General features: G+C 45.7%; 14 protein-coding genes. 11 read left to right on the plus strand and 3 right to left on the minus strand.

The features are described 5' to 3' along the window. Positions 1–250 precede the first annotated feature (250 nt). The 3 genes from SHAL_RS02785 to SHAL_RS02795 are packed head-to-tail and all read right to left on the minus strand — an operon-like array spanning position 251 to position 3,247. The gene (locus SHAL_RS02785) at positions 251–835 is read right to left on the minus strand and encodes a TlpA family protein disulfide reductase (RefSeq protein WP_012275677.1); all 585 of its coding nucleotides are present in this window, start codon (positions 833–835) and stop codon (positions 251–253) included. Further along, positions 828–1,274, minus strand: coding sequence for a cytochrome c-type biogenesis protein (locus SHAL_RS02790; protein WP_012275678.1), 447 nt, complete (start codon positions 1,272–1,274; stop codon positions 828–830). The genes SHAL_RS02785 and SHAL_RS02790 overlap by 8 nt, the downstream gene beginning before the upstream one ends. Then, a complete protein-coding gene (locus tag SHAL_RS02795) occupies positions 1,271–3,247 on the minus strand; it encodes a heme lyase CcmF/NrfE family subunit (protein ID WP_012275679.1) in 1,977 nt (658 codons plus the stop codon). Before SHAL_RS02795 ends, SHAL_RS02790 begins: the two co-directional genes overlap by 4 nt. A 555-nt stretch (positions 3,248–3,802) precedes the next feature. On the opposite strand from SHAL_RS02795, the gene SHAL_RS02800 reads away from it, so the two are divergent. The 11 genes from SHAL_RS02800 (at position 3,803) to SHAL_RS02850 (ending at position 15,227) form a co-directional block, all read left to right on the plus strand. Next, on the plus strand, positions 3,803–5,839 hold the full coding sequence (locus SHAL_RS02800; protein WP_012275680.1) for a multiheme c-type cytochrome: 2,037 nt from the start codon (positions 3,803–3,805) through the stop codon (positions 5,837–5,839). Between the two features lie 60 nt (positions 5,840–5,899). Then, complete coding sequence (locus SHAL_RS02805; RefSeq protein WP_012275681.1) at positions 5,900–6,328, plus strand: rhodanese-like domain-containing protein; 429 nt, start codon at positions 5,900–5,902, stop codon at positions 6,326–6,328. Between the two features lie 37 nt (positions 6,329–6,365). Beyond that, on the plus strand, positions 6,366–7,166 hold the full coding sequence (locus SHAL_RS02810; RefSeq protein ID WP_012275682.1) for an FKBP-type peptidyl-prolyl cis-trans isomerase: 801 nt from the start codon (positions 6,366–6,368) through the stop codon (positions 7,164–7,166). Positions 7,167–7,461: 295 nt separating this feature from the next. Beyond that, positions 7,462–7,929 (plus strand): tetratricopeptide repeat protein, encoded by a 468-nt coding sequence (locus SHAL_RS23375; protein ID WP_223296235.1) that lies wholly within the window; start codon positions 7,462–7,464, stop codon positions 7,927–7,929. A gap of 85 nt (positions 7,930–8,014) precedes the next feature. After that, positions 8,015–8,722 (plus strand): 4Fe-4S dicluster domain-containing protein, encoded by a 708-nt coding sequence (locus SHAL_RS02820; RefSeq protein ID WP_012275684.1) that lies wholly within the window; start codon positions 8,015–8,017, stop codon positions 8,720–8,722. A gap of 2 nt (positions 8,723–8,724) precedes the next feature. Then, positions 8,725–9,672, plus strand: a complete 948-nt coding sequence (gene nrfD, locus SHAL_RS02825) for an NrfD/PsrC family molybdoenzyme membrane anchor subunit (RefSeq protein WP_012275685.1) — start codon at positions 8,725–8,727, stop codon at positions 9,670–9,672. Between the two features lie 348 nt (positions 9,673–10,020). Continuing rightward, complete coding sequence (locus SHAL_RS02830; protein WP_012275686.1) at positions 10,021–10,509, plus strand: nitrous oxide reductase accessory protein NosL; 489 nt, start codon at positions 10,021–10,023, stop codon at positions 10,507–10,509. Between the two features lie 54 nt (positions 10,510–10,563). Beyond that, positions 10,564–11,922 carry a nitrous oxide reductase family maturation protein NosD gene (gene nosD, locus SHAL_RS02835; protein WP_012275687.1) on the plus strand — a complete coding sequence of 453 codons (1,359 nt, stop codon included), beginning with the start codon at positions 10,564–10,566 and terminating at the stop codon, positions 11,920–11,922. 56 nt (positions 11,923–11,978) lie between these two features. Continuing rightward, positions 11,979–12,887 carry an ABC transporter ATP-binding protein gene (locus SHAL_RS02840; RefSeq protein WP_041415807.1) on the plus strand — a complete coding sequence of 303 codons (909 nt, stop codon included), beginning with the start codon at positions 11,979–11,981 and terminating at the stop codon, positions 12,885–12,887. A 1-nt stretch (position 12,888) separates the two neighbouring features. After that, positions 12,889–13,734, plus strand: a complete 846-nt coding sequence (locus SHAL_RS02845) for an ABC transporter permease (protein WP_012275689.1) — start codon at positions 12,889–12,891, stop codon at positions 13,732–13,734. Positions 13,735–13,943: 209 nt separating this feature from the next. Then, positions 13,944–15,227 carry a winged helix-turn-helix domain-containing protein gene (locus SHAL_RS02850; RefSeq protein WP_012275690.1) on the plus strand — a complete coding sequence of 428 codons (1,284 nt, stop codon included), beginning with the start codon at positions 13,944–13,946 and terminating at the stop codon, positions 15,225–15,227. Positions 15,228–15,479: the final 252 nt, after the last annotated feature.

Raw genomic sequence — 15,479 nt, forward strand, 5'->3', positions numbered from 1 at the left:
TCACCATGGAGAGGGTGAAAGTCATAACCCATCGAAATGGGCGTTTAGCAAGGAAAGCAATGTTTAAATCACTTTAGGACCTAGGACCTAGAGCGCTCGCATACTCGTTTCGAGGACGCTTCGCGGCTAGAACGGACTTCGTCCTGCTATACAGTCAAAAGACGGCATAAACGCCGACCTACAATGGGTTTTGATCCTGCCTTTCCGTCTCAGCCCCTATCGGCATTACCGTCTTAGCTTGATCCTAGAACTAACGATGCGCGTACTTTGCCGTTAGCTTCTCAAGATACGGCTGCACTTCTTTGTCGCCCCAATCAAGATAACCACGTAAAAAGCCTATTAGGTTGCCTGAGCCGTCAAACACGTAAGTTGCAGGTACCACGTCGGCTGGCATAATTTGGTCGATGGTTTTCTGAGGATCTAACCAAGTCTGGTAATGGCCAAGTTCATGGCGTTCTAAGAAGGCCTGTACCTTGTCACTCTCTTCGTCAATTGAGATAGGAACCACAACCAAGTTGTTGTTTTTATTAACTTGGCGGATGTTTTCCATCTGCGGGATCTCTTTGATACACGGTGCGCACCACGTTGCCCAAAGGTTTACTAATACTAATTTCCCTTTGTATTGCTTTAAGCTAATTTGCTCACCTTTAGTGTCGGTAAACATCACTTCAGGTACCGAGCGAGCCGACTGCATCTCGATAAAGCGTGACATGATAAGCGGCTTCTCAATGGCTTTACCTGTGCTATAAACCTTATTTGAGGCGACTTGAGCTTGTGCTGGTATAAGCAGGGATGAGAAAACCAGTAAGCAGCTCAGTAAATGTGTTTTATTCATGGGTGTTAGCCTTAATATCTTGATGTTTACGTTGTTCACGGATCCAAATCGCAGCGAAGGCGATTATGCCGAATAGAAGGAGTAATGGACCAAACCAGAGCAGGGCCGTTGCGCTTGAAAAACTTGGCTGGTAACGGATTTTTTCGCCGTAACGCTGCACTAAAAAATCGATGATCTCAGCCTTAGACTCGCCTTGATCTAGCATCAAAAAAATCTGCCCCTTAAGCTCGCTGGCGATAGGTGCACTTGAGTCAAATAGGTTTTGATTAACAGACATTGGACAGCGTAGCTCATGGGCAATCTCAAAACCCAAATCGCGAATTTGGTCCTGGGTGTAATGGATTTTATCGCTCGCCGCTTGCGCAGAGATGCTTATGCAAAGCAATATGGCTAGGCCTGCAAGTAAGCGCATTAACGTCGACGTGTATGCTTTGCTCATGCTAATTCCTCGGTATACTTAGATGTGACTTGTGAGGACGAGGAGTGAGCCTTTGCTTTTTGCTGACGGAGGTTATGTAAGCCTGAAAAAGCCGCAATAGTGCCGCCAAACATCATCATCAAGCCACCAATCCAGAGCCAACACGCCAGTGGTTTGTGGCTAATACGTACCAAGTATTCAGTCTCGCTCAATTGTTGGCCACTGGAGACATATAGATCGCGCGCTAAGTTACGCATAATGCCCGCTTGAGTCGTCTCCATGGCGTTAGTCTTAAAGGTTTGGCGCTGTGGGGTGATATAACCGATAAAGTTATCATCACTATCGGTGACGCGAATGTTAGCCTGAATCGCGGTATAACTCGTGGCATCCACATCAACGGTGTCTTCATACACAAAGGTGTATCCAGCAACGACCTTGCCTTGCCCCGGCCCCATTCTGAGTAACTCCTGCGTTTCAAAGTTGGATACGGCTGTAGCGCCGATAATTGTGACAGCCACACCAAGGTGAGCGATCAACATGGCAGCCTTGTTAGCGATAACGGCTAATCCTTGCTGGCGTAGGTTAAACATTAAGTAGCCAAGAGTTAGCAATATCCAGCTAGCTGAAGTGGCACCAATCCATACCCAAGGGTTAAAGCCATCACGAGTTTGTATTGCGACCAGCACACCTATCACTGCGGCCGCGGCAAATAATCCAAGTAGTGGGTATAAGCTATTTAACGTCTGTTGTTGCCACTTAATAAGCGGCGCAGCGCCCATGAGCAATACGGCGACAAAGGTCAGTGGCACGAACATACTATTAAAATAAGGCGCGCCAACAGATAGGGTACCTAGATTTAATAGCTCGAATAGCAGTGGATAGAAGGTGCCGAGTAGCACTGAGATAGCTGCCACGATTAAGACGATGTTGCCGAGCAACATCACGCTATCTCGTGAGATGAGGGCAAAGTCAGACTTAGACTTAATCAAATGAGCCTTTAAGGCAAACAGGGTTAAGGCGCCACACACAAAAACACCCAATAGGAATAGAATTGACATGCCGCGAGTCGGGTCTGACGCAAAGGCGTGTACCGATTGTACGATACCTGAGCGCACTAAGAAGGTGCCTAATAAGCTCAATGAGAATGCCAGTAAACACAGCAACAGGGTGGTGATCTTAAAACTGCTACGTTGCTGACTCAGTACCACGCTGTGCAGTAATGCAGTGGAGACCAACCAGGGAATAAACGAGGCGTTTTCCACCGGATCCCAGAACCACCATCCGCCCCAGCCAAGTTCGTTATAGGCCCACCATGAGCCAAAGGCATTACCACCAGTTAAAAAGACCCAGGCCATAAGCACCCAAGGACGCAAATAGCCAGCATGTTGTTGAGTAAACTTGCCCCCCAGTAGCGCCGCAATCGCGGCGGCAAAGGTGATGGTTAAGCCAACATAGCCTAAGAACAACATCGGCGGATGGAAGATAAGGCCTATGTCTTGCAAGATTGGGTTAAGGTCACGACCTTCAACCGGGAAGTTTGGCAGCAAGCGCGCAAAGGGGTTAGAGGTAAACAGCATGAATAAGTTAAAGCCGGCAATAACAAATGCCAAGATGGCAATCATGCGGCCAATAAACAGTGGATCTTGGTAGCGCGATGAGAACACAATCAAACAGCCCCAAATGGCTATCGATACCACCCAAAACAGCATTGAGCCTTCATGGCTACCCCATACCGCGGCGACTTTATATAGGGTGGCTAATTGCGTATTGGAATGGTTGGCAACATAGGCAACCGAGAAGTCATCGAGTAAAAATGAAATAAGCAAACATAATATAGAAGCGCTAATGGTGACCGTCATTAATGCGGTTAATGTTTTTACATAACTAAATAAATAATGGTTTTTAGTATATGACGCATAGAGCGGAATAAACGCAAGTAACACAGCAGTGACTGTGCTAATGATAAGGAAAATAAGTCCTAACTCTGGGATCATCTTATTAACTTCTCTATTTGTTTACGTTTAAAAGTTCAAAAAGCCTGTGTGAAATTTATGCTTTGTTAATTGGCTTTTCACTATTGCTTGATTTTGAATTTAGCGATTCATTAAATTGTTTTGACTGCTAATTATTAACCATTAGCCAGATTCGATGCTTTAGCAACGACTGTTTTACGTCATTGAACTCAAGGGTAGGTTATATTAGCGAAGTGTTTTGTGACCTCTCTAGCCTTTATAGTATCCCGTTTGCTTTCTGATGTTTTTTCACGTCTAAATCAGGATTTTTTAGATCCTTTTAGATGTCAAAAGGTGCGATTACAAGTGAAAAACACACTGCAATAATTAATCTAAGTCATTGTTTGTATTTGTTTTTCACTGATTTTTTACTATCTGTGCTTTTCTAGATCTCATTTCTTGCAGTGACGCGTATTCTTTCCAAAAAAGATGTGGAAAATAGCCTCAACTCAATTGTTCAGTTGTTCGCTAAACAAGAGAGTGCCTTAGTTGAATGATGATGAAAATACTATAACTAGGTTATAACTAGGAGTGATGATGAAAAGTTGGAAACTTAAAGCAGCCGCGAGTGTGCTGTTTTGTTTCGGCGCTATTGGTTCTGTAAATGCCGCTGGTGGCAAGTACAATAGCGTTCCTGAAATGGGTGCATCTGCTAAGAATGCAATCGCAAACTATGCTGGTACAGAAGAAAGAACAGGTGTTAAATCACTACACGATTATATTGTTCAAGAAGATGAGTTATTTGATTTCTTATTTCAAAACCATCCAATGTTCAAGTATCAGGAAGAAGGTAACTTAATTGGTGATTACCATATTAGTGACCGTGGTGAAGAATATTTAGACACTGGTGGAAGCCAGGCATATAGCAAGCGTGTGGGTCGTCCAAGTGCTGTTCAGTACCGTCTAGGTGCTAAATCTACACTGGATTTCCCAAACAATTTCGTCGGTCCAGAGAAGTGTGGTGAGTGTCACGCGACTCAGTTCGAGAAATGGCAACGTTCGCGCCACGCTAACGTAGTTCGTTTCCCAAGCGAAATTACCGATAAAGAAGTACCAAATGGCGATTTGAATGCAAAGCTATACGGTAGTGATGCATCAATGCTTCCAGACGGTATTCGTGCTAACGACGTGTACGCCATTATTGGTACACCACGTACTAAGTACGGTTTCCTAGATTCATGGTTGGTTCGTGGTACTTACCACGTTCGTGACGGTTTGTTATCTGAAGGTACAGGCAAGATGGTTGCCGGTGCTAACCAGTTCTCTCGTGGTTGGGCTGAATGGCTAACTCCAGAGATGGCGAAGAAGATTAATAAAGCAATTCCTGAGTTCCCAGTAACGCTAGAAGAGTTTGGCGCTACCGGTTCTCACCAGTGGGGTATGACTTCATACGGTGCTAAGTACGAGAAAGAGATGCTATTCCAACCTGGTAGCTCTTACTGTGAAATGTGCCATACATACAAGTTTGACTTCCAAAACAAGCAAGAGTTCTTCGATGCACTTGGCGACGCTAAGAAGCTACAAGAGCACACTATCTCTAAGGGTATCTCTTGTGAAGAGTGTCATGGCGCGGGCGGTCACTTAGATGGCGGTACTGGCGGCATGCAGTCTAACTGTGAACGTTGTCACCAGCGTTTCTTCTTCGTTGACGCACTAGCTGATACAGAACAAGCACAAGAGAAGATGGAATACGCATTCGGCGTATACATGAAGTCTGCTTGTCCATCTTGTGGTACTGAAGGTTCGCAAATGTTTGCTTCTTCTCACTACGAGAAAGGCATGCGTTGTACAACTTGTCACGATCCACACGAAGTGACTGATGGCGACTTCCTATCTGGTTTCTCTAAGCCAATGCTGAAGAAAGACTGTGTTGACTGTCACGAAGCGCAAGCAATGATCGCTGACAACACTGACACTCACAGCAACCAAACATGTCAGAGCTGTCACATGCCTAACATGGGTAGCTGTGAAAACTTCGCTGCGATTCAGTTCCCAGATAGCGCAGGTTTCGATGCGGTACGTCGTTCACACATGTGGAAGATCGATATCGACCCAGAGCGTAAGACATTGAACCCTCCTGAAGGTCAACCACGTGATTCAGGCGTTAAAGGCTGGACTGTGGCTAAGAACGAAGAAGGTCACAACTACTTAGACTTAATGTGGTCATGTGCTCGTACAGCGATTTCTGACAAAGACGTAGTGGATAACAAGGGTTGTCATAGCCCATTCCAGTCTGAGCTAGAAACTGGCATGCATTACGACGACCAGTTAGAGATCTATGGCGAAGTGATGAAGATGCAAACACCTGTTAAGGATGTTTACGCCAAAGTTGAACAAGCTCTTGAACGTATCGATACGCTACTAGAAGTGACTAAGCTGTCTACTGAAGACAAGACTCAAGTCCTAATGCTAGCTGAGAAAGCACAAGAAACTATCGACTTAATCAAGAAAGATGGTTCATGGGGTGTTCATGGCTTCCGTTACAGCCAGAAGCGTCTAGACGCAGCCCTAACTTATGTTACCCAAGCTCAAAATATTCTTGACGGTGTTGGTTACAGCGCTAAAAAAATGTAATTGAGTTAATACCGACCTCAACCTAAGGCTACTTAGGTTGAGGTAACTAAGAGAGAAATTATGAATAGAGTACTGGGAAGTGTCGTTTTCACCGTCTTGTTATCAATGCTATCGGCGGGCAGTTATGCCGGTGGTGGTCAAGAGATGGCCCCTGCTAAATATTATGATGAACCGCTTAATACGATCACCATGGTAGAAGCAGAAACCTTAGTGGGCAAAGAGGGAGTTTACTTCTTCGACGTCAATACATTGGAGTTATGGGCAGAAGGATTCATTCCAGGCGCTGTTTATTTCAACGTTAAAAATTGGAAAGACTTGCTGCCAAAAAACAAAGACGCACAGTTGGTTCTCTACTGTGCAAACCGTCTTTGTAATGCCAGTGAAATTGCTGCTCGACACGTGATGAAATTGGGTTATACCAATGTTCGTCAAATGCCAGATGGAATTTACGGCTGGCGTTTATCGAATCGAGTAACAGAAAAGCCATAACGGATTATGTTTATTTATTTTTAGTGAGATTGATTGTATGAAAAAGCTTAAAAAAAGTGTCTTGGCCGTTGTGTCTTGTCTAACCCTATCAGTATCGGTGTCGTGTTTTGCGAATAGCGACCTAACGACTGACGTTGAAAAGGAATCGTACAGTATAGGTGCGTCATTTGGTCACCATATCTCTAGTCAGGTATATGGCCAAACTCAGCTCGGCGCTGAAGTTGATATGGGTCAAGTTGTAAATGGTTTACTCGATGCGTTACAAGACGAAACAAAAATGTCTAAAGAGGAAATCGTGACTTACCTAAACCAGCGCGCCGAAACGCTAAATGCGGCTAAGCAGGTCAAGTTAGATGCACTGACTGCTAAGAACTTAGCAGCTGGTGAAGCTTTCATGGCTGAAAATGCTAAAAACAGCGATGTTAAGCAGACCGAGTCAGGCCTGCAATATGAAGTGATCACCATGGGTGAAGGTGCAATGCCGCAAGGCAATGATGTTGTCACTGTTCACTACAAGGGTACCTTGATTGATGGCACTGAGTTTGACAGTACTTATGATCGTAACGAACCAAACCGTTTCTCTTTAGTTACCGTTATTGAAGGCTGGCAAGAAGCCCTTGCTTTAATGCCTCAAGGGTCAAAATTTAAGTTAGCTATTCCACCTGCACTTGCTTACGGCGACCGTGTTGTTGGCATGATTCAGCCTCACTCAACTTTGGTATTCGAAGTTGAATTAGTCAAAGTTGAAGCGCCTGGTGAAGGTGCTCACGGCATGGGTCTAAGTGGCATGGGTATGGGTGGCATGATGGGCGGCTCTATGGGCGCCAATCCACACTAATAAATTTGATATTAATTATTGATATAGAGCCGAAATGAATACTGTACTTATTAGTATCTCAATTACCTTATTTTGTTCGTTTGCATTTCTTTTTTGCCATCATTTTAAATATGGCACAAGAATCCAAGACTTAGAAAATGAGGTTGGAGACTGTTTTGGCTCTAATAATTACATCACGTCAAATGATGTTAATTCAAACAATAATTATCCTTTTGGATTCATAGGTGTATTTTTAATCAGTGTTTCTGTATTCCTCTATTTGATGTTAGGTCGATACCAGGACTTGGACTTAGCGATGGCTGACTACAATGTCGATTATCTACTGGTTGCTGATATCAATAAGGGACAGAAACTTGCCGAAAAAAACCCTGATGATCCACTAGTGTTATTAGGCTTAGCCCAGTCGTATATCGATGGCGGCCTATATAAAGATGCGATCGAAACCTTAGATCAATTGCTGGTGATTAACAGCGAGAATACTGAGGCCTTAGGGTTAAAAGCATCATCCATGTACTACCGAGATGGTCGAGTAATCAGCATGGATACCTCTTTAGTGATCGCGAGGGCGCTAACTCTGCATCACGAAGAGCTCAATACCCGCTTACTTATTGCCAACGATGCTTACCTAAACGGTAACTATCAGAAGGCGATAGATAACTGGAATATTGTTTTAACCAATAAGGTTCAAGTTTTTAATTCTGACGCTATTAATTTTGCAATTGAAAAGTCTAAGCAAAAATTAACGCAAGTTGATTTCGACTAACTCATTAACGCCTAAATAAACGCTAGTAAAAATATTAAATTAAAAAAATAACGTGTCGGTTGAATACCGATATTCGGAGGATGCTGTGAGTGAAAATCTAGAGAGACGGAGGTTCCTTAAAGGTCTTGGAGCCAGCTCTTTGATATTAGCACCGCTTGGGTGTAGCTCGGTCAAAGATAAGGAAGACACCAACAAGCCGCACTATGTAATGGTTTTCGACCAAAACAAATGTGTTGGTTGTGGTGAGTGTAAGGAAGCCTGTAATAAGGCTAACCACTTACCCGAAGGTAAGTCTCGACTATTAATGGAAGAGCAATCAAGCGCCATTGAAGGTCAACCTTGTCCACACTGTGGTAAAACCAATGACTGTGGTTGTCAGCGTAAGTTTGTGCGCGTTTCATGTCAGCAATGTAAGAACGCTCCTTGCGTAACAGTTTGCCCAACGGGCGCTGCACATCGTGATGAGAAGACTGGCATTGTGACCATGGATGCGGCGAAATGTGCGGGTTGTAAGTACTGTATCGGTGCTTGCCCATATGACGCACGTTTCATCAACAAAGAAACTGACGTAGCCGACAACTGTGACTTCTGCCTAAACAGCAAGCTTGCCATTGGTGAGTTACCTGCATGTGTGCAGCAGTGCCGTTACGATGCGCTGATCTTTGGTGATGCAAACGATCCAACTTCATATGTGAGTAAGCTATTAGCAGTTAAGGACTCGGTACGTATTAAGCCGGGCTTCGGTACTGAACCTAGCCTACGTTACATCCCTATTGTGAAGCTAGGAGTATAGTCATGGACGGTAATATTGAATTTACAATGGGCCTTTCACAAGGCATCGCTTGGCCTTGGCCAATTGCGGTTTACCTGTTCTTTGCTGGTATCTCTGGTGGTGCATTAGCGGTTGCGCTGTTTATTCGTTTCTATAAAAAACAAACTGAAAACACGCCTTTTTTAAAGGCGGCGTCTTTAGTTTCATTAGTCACGATTGCGGTAGGTATGTTGTGTCTGGTTATAGATTTGACTAACCCGCTGTTCTTCTGGCGAATCTTGGTGTTTTACAACCTAAACTCTGTGATGTCTGTGGGTGTTCTTGTCCTAAATGCATACATTCCTTTGGTTGCGTTGGTGACACTGTTCGCGTTCGAGGAAGAGATTAAGGCATGTAAGCCACTGCATTTCTTGTTGCCAATTATCGACAAGTTACGCGTTATTCGCGCGCCATCTGAAAAGCTAGTACTTGTACTTGCTATGTCAGTGTGTGCCTATACTGGTTTCTTGATCTCGGCCTTGATCCGTTTCCCAATCATCAATACCTCTGTATTGCCTGCGCTATTTGTTGCGTCAGGTCTTTCAGCCGGTGCTGCTGCTGCAAAAATGGTTGCAGTCTCGGTATTTAAAGAAGACTTACACAGCAAAGATATGCACACGTTACATGCCATTGAATGGCCAGTAATGGCAGCCGAAGCCCTGTTTCTATTCATGATTGTCATGTCTTTAGCAACGGGTAATGCTGGTGCACAGAGTGCATTTGCCGCTTTCCATAGCGGCGTATGGGCTAATGTGTTCTGGATGGGTGTTGTGGGTATTGGTTTTGTTGGTCCACTATTGCTTAACTTCGCCACAGGTAAAGCGTTCAGCCATTCGGCTAAAGCGTTTTTCATGTCTGGTATGTGTGCAGTAGTCGGCATGATGTGCTTGCGTTTATTCATCATTTACGCCGGTCAGTTAAATGCCATCTAGTCGGAGTCTATCGATAACGCGTTAACGCCCCCTAAGTTAACGCCGCTATTGATTAATCTGATGTGTAAAAAGTAGTGAGTCTGGGGTGACTCCTCCCCAAGTCGTTTAGGTATCCCCTTAACGATGGAGTGATCAAAGACTCAATACTAATAATGCTAGTAAGTTCAAATGGTGGTGGTGTTGAAGCATGTGGTCTTTGAGCGCTTTCCCTATGGGCGCTTAGTGAACAATTCGCTTTAGCTCCACCCTCCTGAATTTCGCTAGCTGTGAGTAAGCTAGCCCTTCAATGTCGCCCCTGCAAGGCTATTGAAGGGGTAGCCTGAAAGCATATTTGATTCTGGAAATACAATGAAAAAGTTAATCTGTTTACTATTCCTTTTACCTCTAATGAGTGCGTGTAGCGATAGCAGCGCGGATGCAACGCAATACACGGCCCAGGCCATTCATGAACATGACCGTTGCCACCTGTGCGGCATGATGATCACTAAGTATCCAGGGCCTAAGGGGCAAGTTCACCTAAAAGAACAGTCGATAGTGCCCAAGTTCTGCTCGACACGCGATATGTTTAACTTCGCACTGCAGAGCGAGAACAAACGCCAAATCGAAGCGCTCTTTGTCCATGACGTAGCAGCTACAGATTGGGAACAACCTAAAGATGACGCCTTTACCGATGCAACCCAGGCTTGGTATGTCTACGGCAGCATTAAAAAAGCGGTAATGGGTCCAGCGGTGGCCAGCTTTAAGAATAAAGCCGATGCGGTTAAGTTTGCTCAGGAGTTTGGCGGCGCCGTTCTCCCATATGAAAAAATTGATATCGCCCTGTTAGCGGGCGAATAGTTGTAGGTGAGTGGTTACTTACCATGGTTGCTTACAATGGTTAGTTACTAAATTATGAAGAAACTCATGAAAAATTGTGGCTCAGAGCTGGCGCGTAACAGTTTGAGAAAGGCAGCGAAACAGGTCTGCCTTAGCACTTGGTTCTGCCTGTTTGTTAGCCCGCTTACCGTCGCGGCGAACTACTCGGTGTCGAACGCCGAAGGCCTTAAACAGCAACTGTTGATGGTTAAAGCGGGCGACACCGTTGTTTTAAAGGCGGGTGAATATTCTGGCCATTTTGAGATCCATCAGCCCATCATGCTAATGGGTGAAAAGGGCGCGATTATCGATGCCCAAGGCAGTGGTAGCGCCATTAGTGTGTTTGTTTCGGATGTCACCATCTCCAACTTACAAGTTCAAAACTGGGGCGCTGATCTCTATGAGCTCGACTCCGGCATCTTGGTACAAGATAACGCCGACCGTGTACGTATCGAGTCGAGTCACCTTAAAGGTGATGGCTTTGGGATCTATTCGGAAAATAGCAAGCATATTACCGTGGTGAATAATGTCATCACTGGCAACCCCGCGCTGTATAAGCTCGACAGGGGCGATGGCGTTTATCTCAAGGGGGTCGATGCACCTGTGGTGCATGACAACAAAATTTCCCATGTTAGGGATGGTGTCTATCTGGAAACCAGCACTAACAGCCTAGTGTTCGATAACCGCTTCCACTCTGCACAGTATGGTATTCACTACATGTATACCAAGCATGATGAAGGCTATGGCAACGAGGTGGATAACGTCGATGGTGGCTACGCCATCATGAGCTCAGAGTTCGTTAACCTACATCAAAATCAGGCCTCCAATACCTTAGACTTTGGCGTGCTGCTCAATATCAGTAACCACTGCATCGTGAGTCATAACCGCTTATCGCTGGGGCATAACCCACAAGGCACGGCTGAGCTTGGCAATGAGGGTAAAGGGATTTTTATCTACGGCGCCCGCGATAATGAAGTGAGCCATAACCTGTTCTCCACCAGTGACATCGGTATCTATATGGCGATGGGCGGTGAGAAGAATAAGGTTTACGGTAATCAGTTTGTCAATAATAAGACCCAAGTGAAATACGTGGGCGACTCGCTCTTAGAGTGGAGTCATCAAGGACGTGGGAATTACTGGAGCGGTTATATGGGCTGGGATGCAAACCATGACGGCATCGCCGATAAACCTTACCGCCCTAACGACAGCCTCGATAAGCTATTTTGGCTCTATCCTGAGGCGCGTTTCCTGATGAACAGCCCCGTGGTTGCGCTGCTACGTTGGGTGCAAGGCCAATTTGAAGTCGGCGCCGCTACAGGCATTGTCGACAGCTTTCCCCTGATCAGTGCGGGCAGCACTGGCAGTACAGGTAGCGTCTATAGGGCGCAGTACTGATGAGCACAGCCACCCCACAACCTAGGGGCAATCATAGGAGCAGAGCAGAGACCACAATGTCAGAACTCGCAATACAGCTAACCGATGTTAGCCTTAAATATAACGACTTTACCGCACTCGATGGCGTCAGTTTTGATGTCGAGGCAGGCCAGACCATGGCCCTGCTCGGTCACAATGGTGCCGGTAAGTCTAGCCTGATTAAGATCATTCTAGGCCTGATCATGCCGACATCCGGAACGGTCAATATTTTGGGGCAGAATGCACAGGAAAGTCAGGCTCACAATAGCGTGCGTCTTGGCTATCTGCCTGAGGATGCAAACTTCTATGACAAGCTGACAGGCTGTGAGGTACTAAGTTATTTTGCGGCGTTAAAAGGGGTGAATCAGCCTCGTGTTGCGTCACTGATTGAGGAGTTTGGCCTCGAATACGCCCAGCATCGACAGCTAAAAACGTATTCTAAAGGGATGAAACAGCGCCTTGGGGTGGCACAAGCCATTTTATCAGAGCCTAAGGTCTTGCTACTCGATGAGCCAACGGTGGGGCTCGATCCTCAGGCATCACAGTTCCTCTACGGCAAGATCAATCAGTTAAAGCTGGCGGGCTGCGCGGTGGTGATCTCGACCCATGAGTTGTCTCTGGCTGAATCCCATCTGGACAGAGCCTTGATCATGGCCAAGGGAAAGCGCCTCGCCATAGGTTCCTGCGCCGAGCTGAGAAATGCCAGCTCGATCAAGACCCGTATCCACTTTAGTGAGCTGAGTGAAAGAGTGAAGACCAATGCCTATCTGCAGCAGTTTTACCAAGATGGCTTACTGCAGTTTGACGCGGATAAGAAGGTCGACATCGTTAAGCACTTAGTCTCACAATGCCAAATATTTGATTTTGAAATCAAAGAGCCAAGGCTCGAAGATATTTACCACGATTTAATGGGGCAATCTTTACGCTCCTCGGTTGAGCAGTCATAGAATGCAGATGAATAGACTTAAATCCCCGATTTTGATTATTGCCCATAAAGAGATCTGCGATAGCTCTCGTAATCGCTGGCTTACCTTTATGGGCAGTATTTTTTTACTGCTCTCTTTGAGCGTCAGCTTCGCCGGTAGCGCAGTGACAGGCAGCCTGTATCTGCCAGAGCTTGGTAGTTTGATGAGCAGCCTATCGACCATCTCGGTATTTATCATCCCGCTGGCTTCGATTTTGCTCTGTTACGACAGCTTTGTCGGTGAAGAGGAGGCGGGTACCTTATTGTTACTGCTATCTTACCCGCTGACGCGCTCACAGATTATCTTCGGTAAACTACTCGGCCATATCACAGTGATGTTGACTGCGACAGGCTTTGCCTTTGGACTGACAGCAGCCCTGCTGCTACTCGTTGGTGAGCAGTACAATGGCGCCGAGTTAGTGGCGGCGTTTGCGCAGTTCCTACTCAGTAGTAATTTGTTAGCACTGACCTTTATTCTGCTCAGTTACATCGTCAGCCTCAAGTGCACCGAGAAAGCCAAGGCGATCGGTTGTTTACTGTTGCTATGGTTTCTATTTGTGCTGATCTATGATCTATTGCTCTTGACCCTGTTGGTCTCTGATTTTTCCTTCGCTAATCAATTCCTGATTAATATTCTGATCGCCATGAGCCCAACAGACCTCTACCGTGCAATCAATTTAGTGGCGATAGAGGGCGAGGGCGCGACAGGCAGCTTGGCGATGATAGCTACGACGGATTGGGGCTTATCGGCCATGTACGGTTTATTTTTGCTGTGGATTGTCTCTTTGACGCTTATCTCGCATCGGATCTTTAAGCGTAAGCCGCTTTAATTCAGCCGGAATAAATCCACTTAATGGGCCAGAAAGCGCCTACAACTAAATGAGTAATATCACTAATTTCTAAATCTGTGAACATTGGCGATGATTGGCCGCACATTGGCGGCCATTTTGAGCCAATAATCACATTCTACTTAAGCACTTAGTTGTAGAATTCTCACATTCAGGCATCAGTTGCGCATAATAAGTAGTCGAGGTTAGTTGTGTTAAAAATCACTCCTTATTTGGAGTTAGATACAGAAGCTCACCAGTTAGTTGATCATGTGAGTGGTAAGAAGGTCATTTTAACCTTCTCCGAGTCAGCAGTGCTGCATCGTCTTCTGCTCTCCTCCAAGCCAGTTTGCTCTAAAGAGGAGCTGCTTAGTGCTGGATGGCCCGATCGCGTCGTTGCCGTAACTTCGTTAACTCAATGTATTAGTACCTTGCGTAAAAAGCTCGACGCTTATCGTGAGGTACAACTGAAAACCATCGCCCGTCGTGGTTATCAGTTACACATCTCGACCCAATCCCATGTGAAGATGTTAGCGGTCAATGACGCCGAATCGATGCGCGCCGCGATTTTCGACGTTTCACTCATAGTTAAAATTTCCGGCATCGTTATCGCCCTATTGTTGCTAGTACTTGCTTGGTATTTTAGTGATAGTCACAAGGCCAAGCAGAACTTGGCTCGCTGGAGTGCCGATGAGCAATTCGATCTGCAAGTGGGTGGATTAAAGGGCAATGCTCAGCTGCTCTATAAAGATGACGCGCCGCATCTGCATCCGTTTATGTGGGAGAAACACCTGCTTCCAGATAACAGCTTCTTAACCTGCCATGAAGATTTCAATGCCTATGTTGCCACAGATGGCGAAAATTATTCGATGGCTATCTGCCCCGGTAGTGATAAAGAGCAGTGTGCGGGTAAGGGGTTAATTAACCTAACCTCGGTGGACTCAGAGCCAGCACAGCTGAATTTGGAGGAGTTTGTCGATCTCTCCAGTGCCATGGAGCAACGCATCCGCTACAACCGCGTGATGCTGCCTGAAAGTACCGATACCAGTGGTGCGCTGCTTGAGCATAACTATCAGGCCGATGTGTATTTTCCGGTGAAAGATGAGCTACTGATCCGCGCCGATATTAACATGTCACTGATCTATGACTCGTCAGATAGCGGTGAATTCCACTCCTCGACCTGCATCACCGACCAAGACTGTTTAACCACACCGATTAAGTACAAGGTGCGAGGTAAGTTTAAACAGTATTCCGGCATGATTGATGGCCTTAAGGCCGATATCTTCCAGGTGAAAGTCGAGCAGAAAGACTTGATCCGCCCCGATAAATTGAATGGCTCAGCGGTGCGTTTTTATCGCGATTTACGCAAGCGTAATATTAAAGATGAAGAGCTGTATTACATTCGAATTCATCAAGATCACAAGACGGCGGTTTGGGTCATTCCGTTGTTTGGCCAAGTTACGGCTTGGTACCATTATGAGAGATTCGATATTTAGGTCGATATCAGGGCTCATATCGAGCAGAGCTGTTTGGTTAGACTGCGTCTAACGATTAGCATCATGGGACTGCGTCCCTCTTTGGAAGCCCACGGTTATGTGGGCTTTTTTGTGCCCTTGGTTTGGCTGTGGTGCTCCACAGTTGAGCTTTGTCAATATGTGCAATCAAGCTGCGCTTGATAACTAACGTTATGGGACTGCGTCCCATATATAGCTAATCAAGCTCCGCTTGATAAAGGTCGTGGCTTTGCC

The organism is Shewanella halifaxensis HAW-EB4 (assembly GCF_000019185.1).
In the GTDB taxonomy this organism is placed as follows: domain Bacteria; phylum Pseudomonadota; class Gammaproteobacteria; order Enterobacterales; family Shewanellaceae; genus Shewanella; species Shewanella halifaxensis.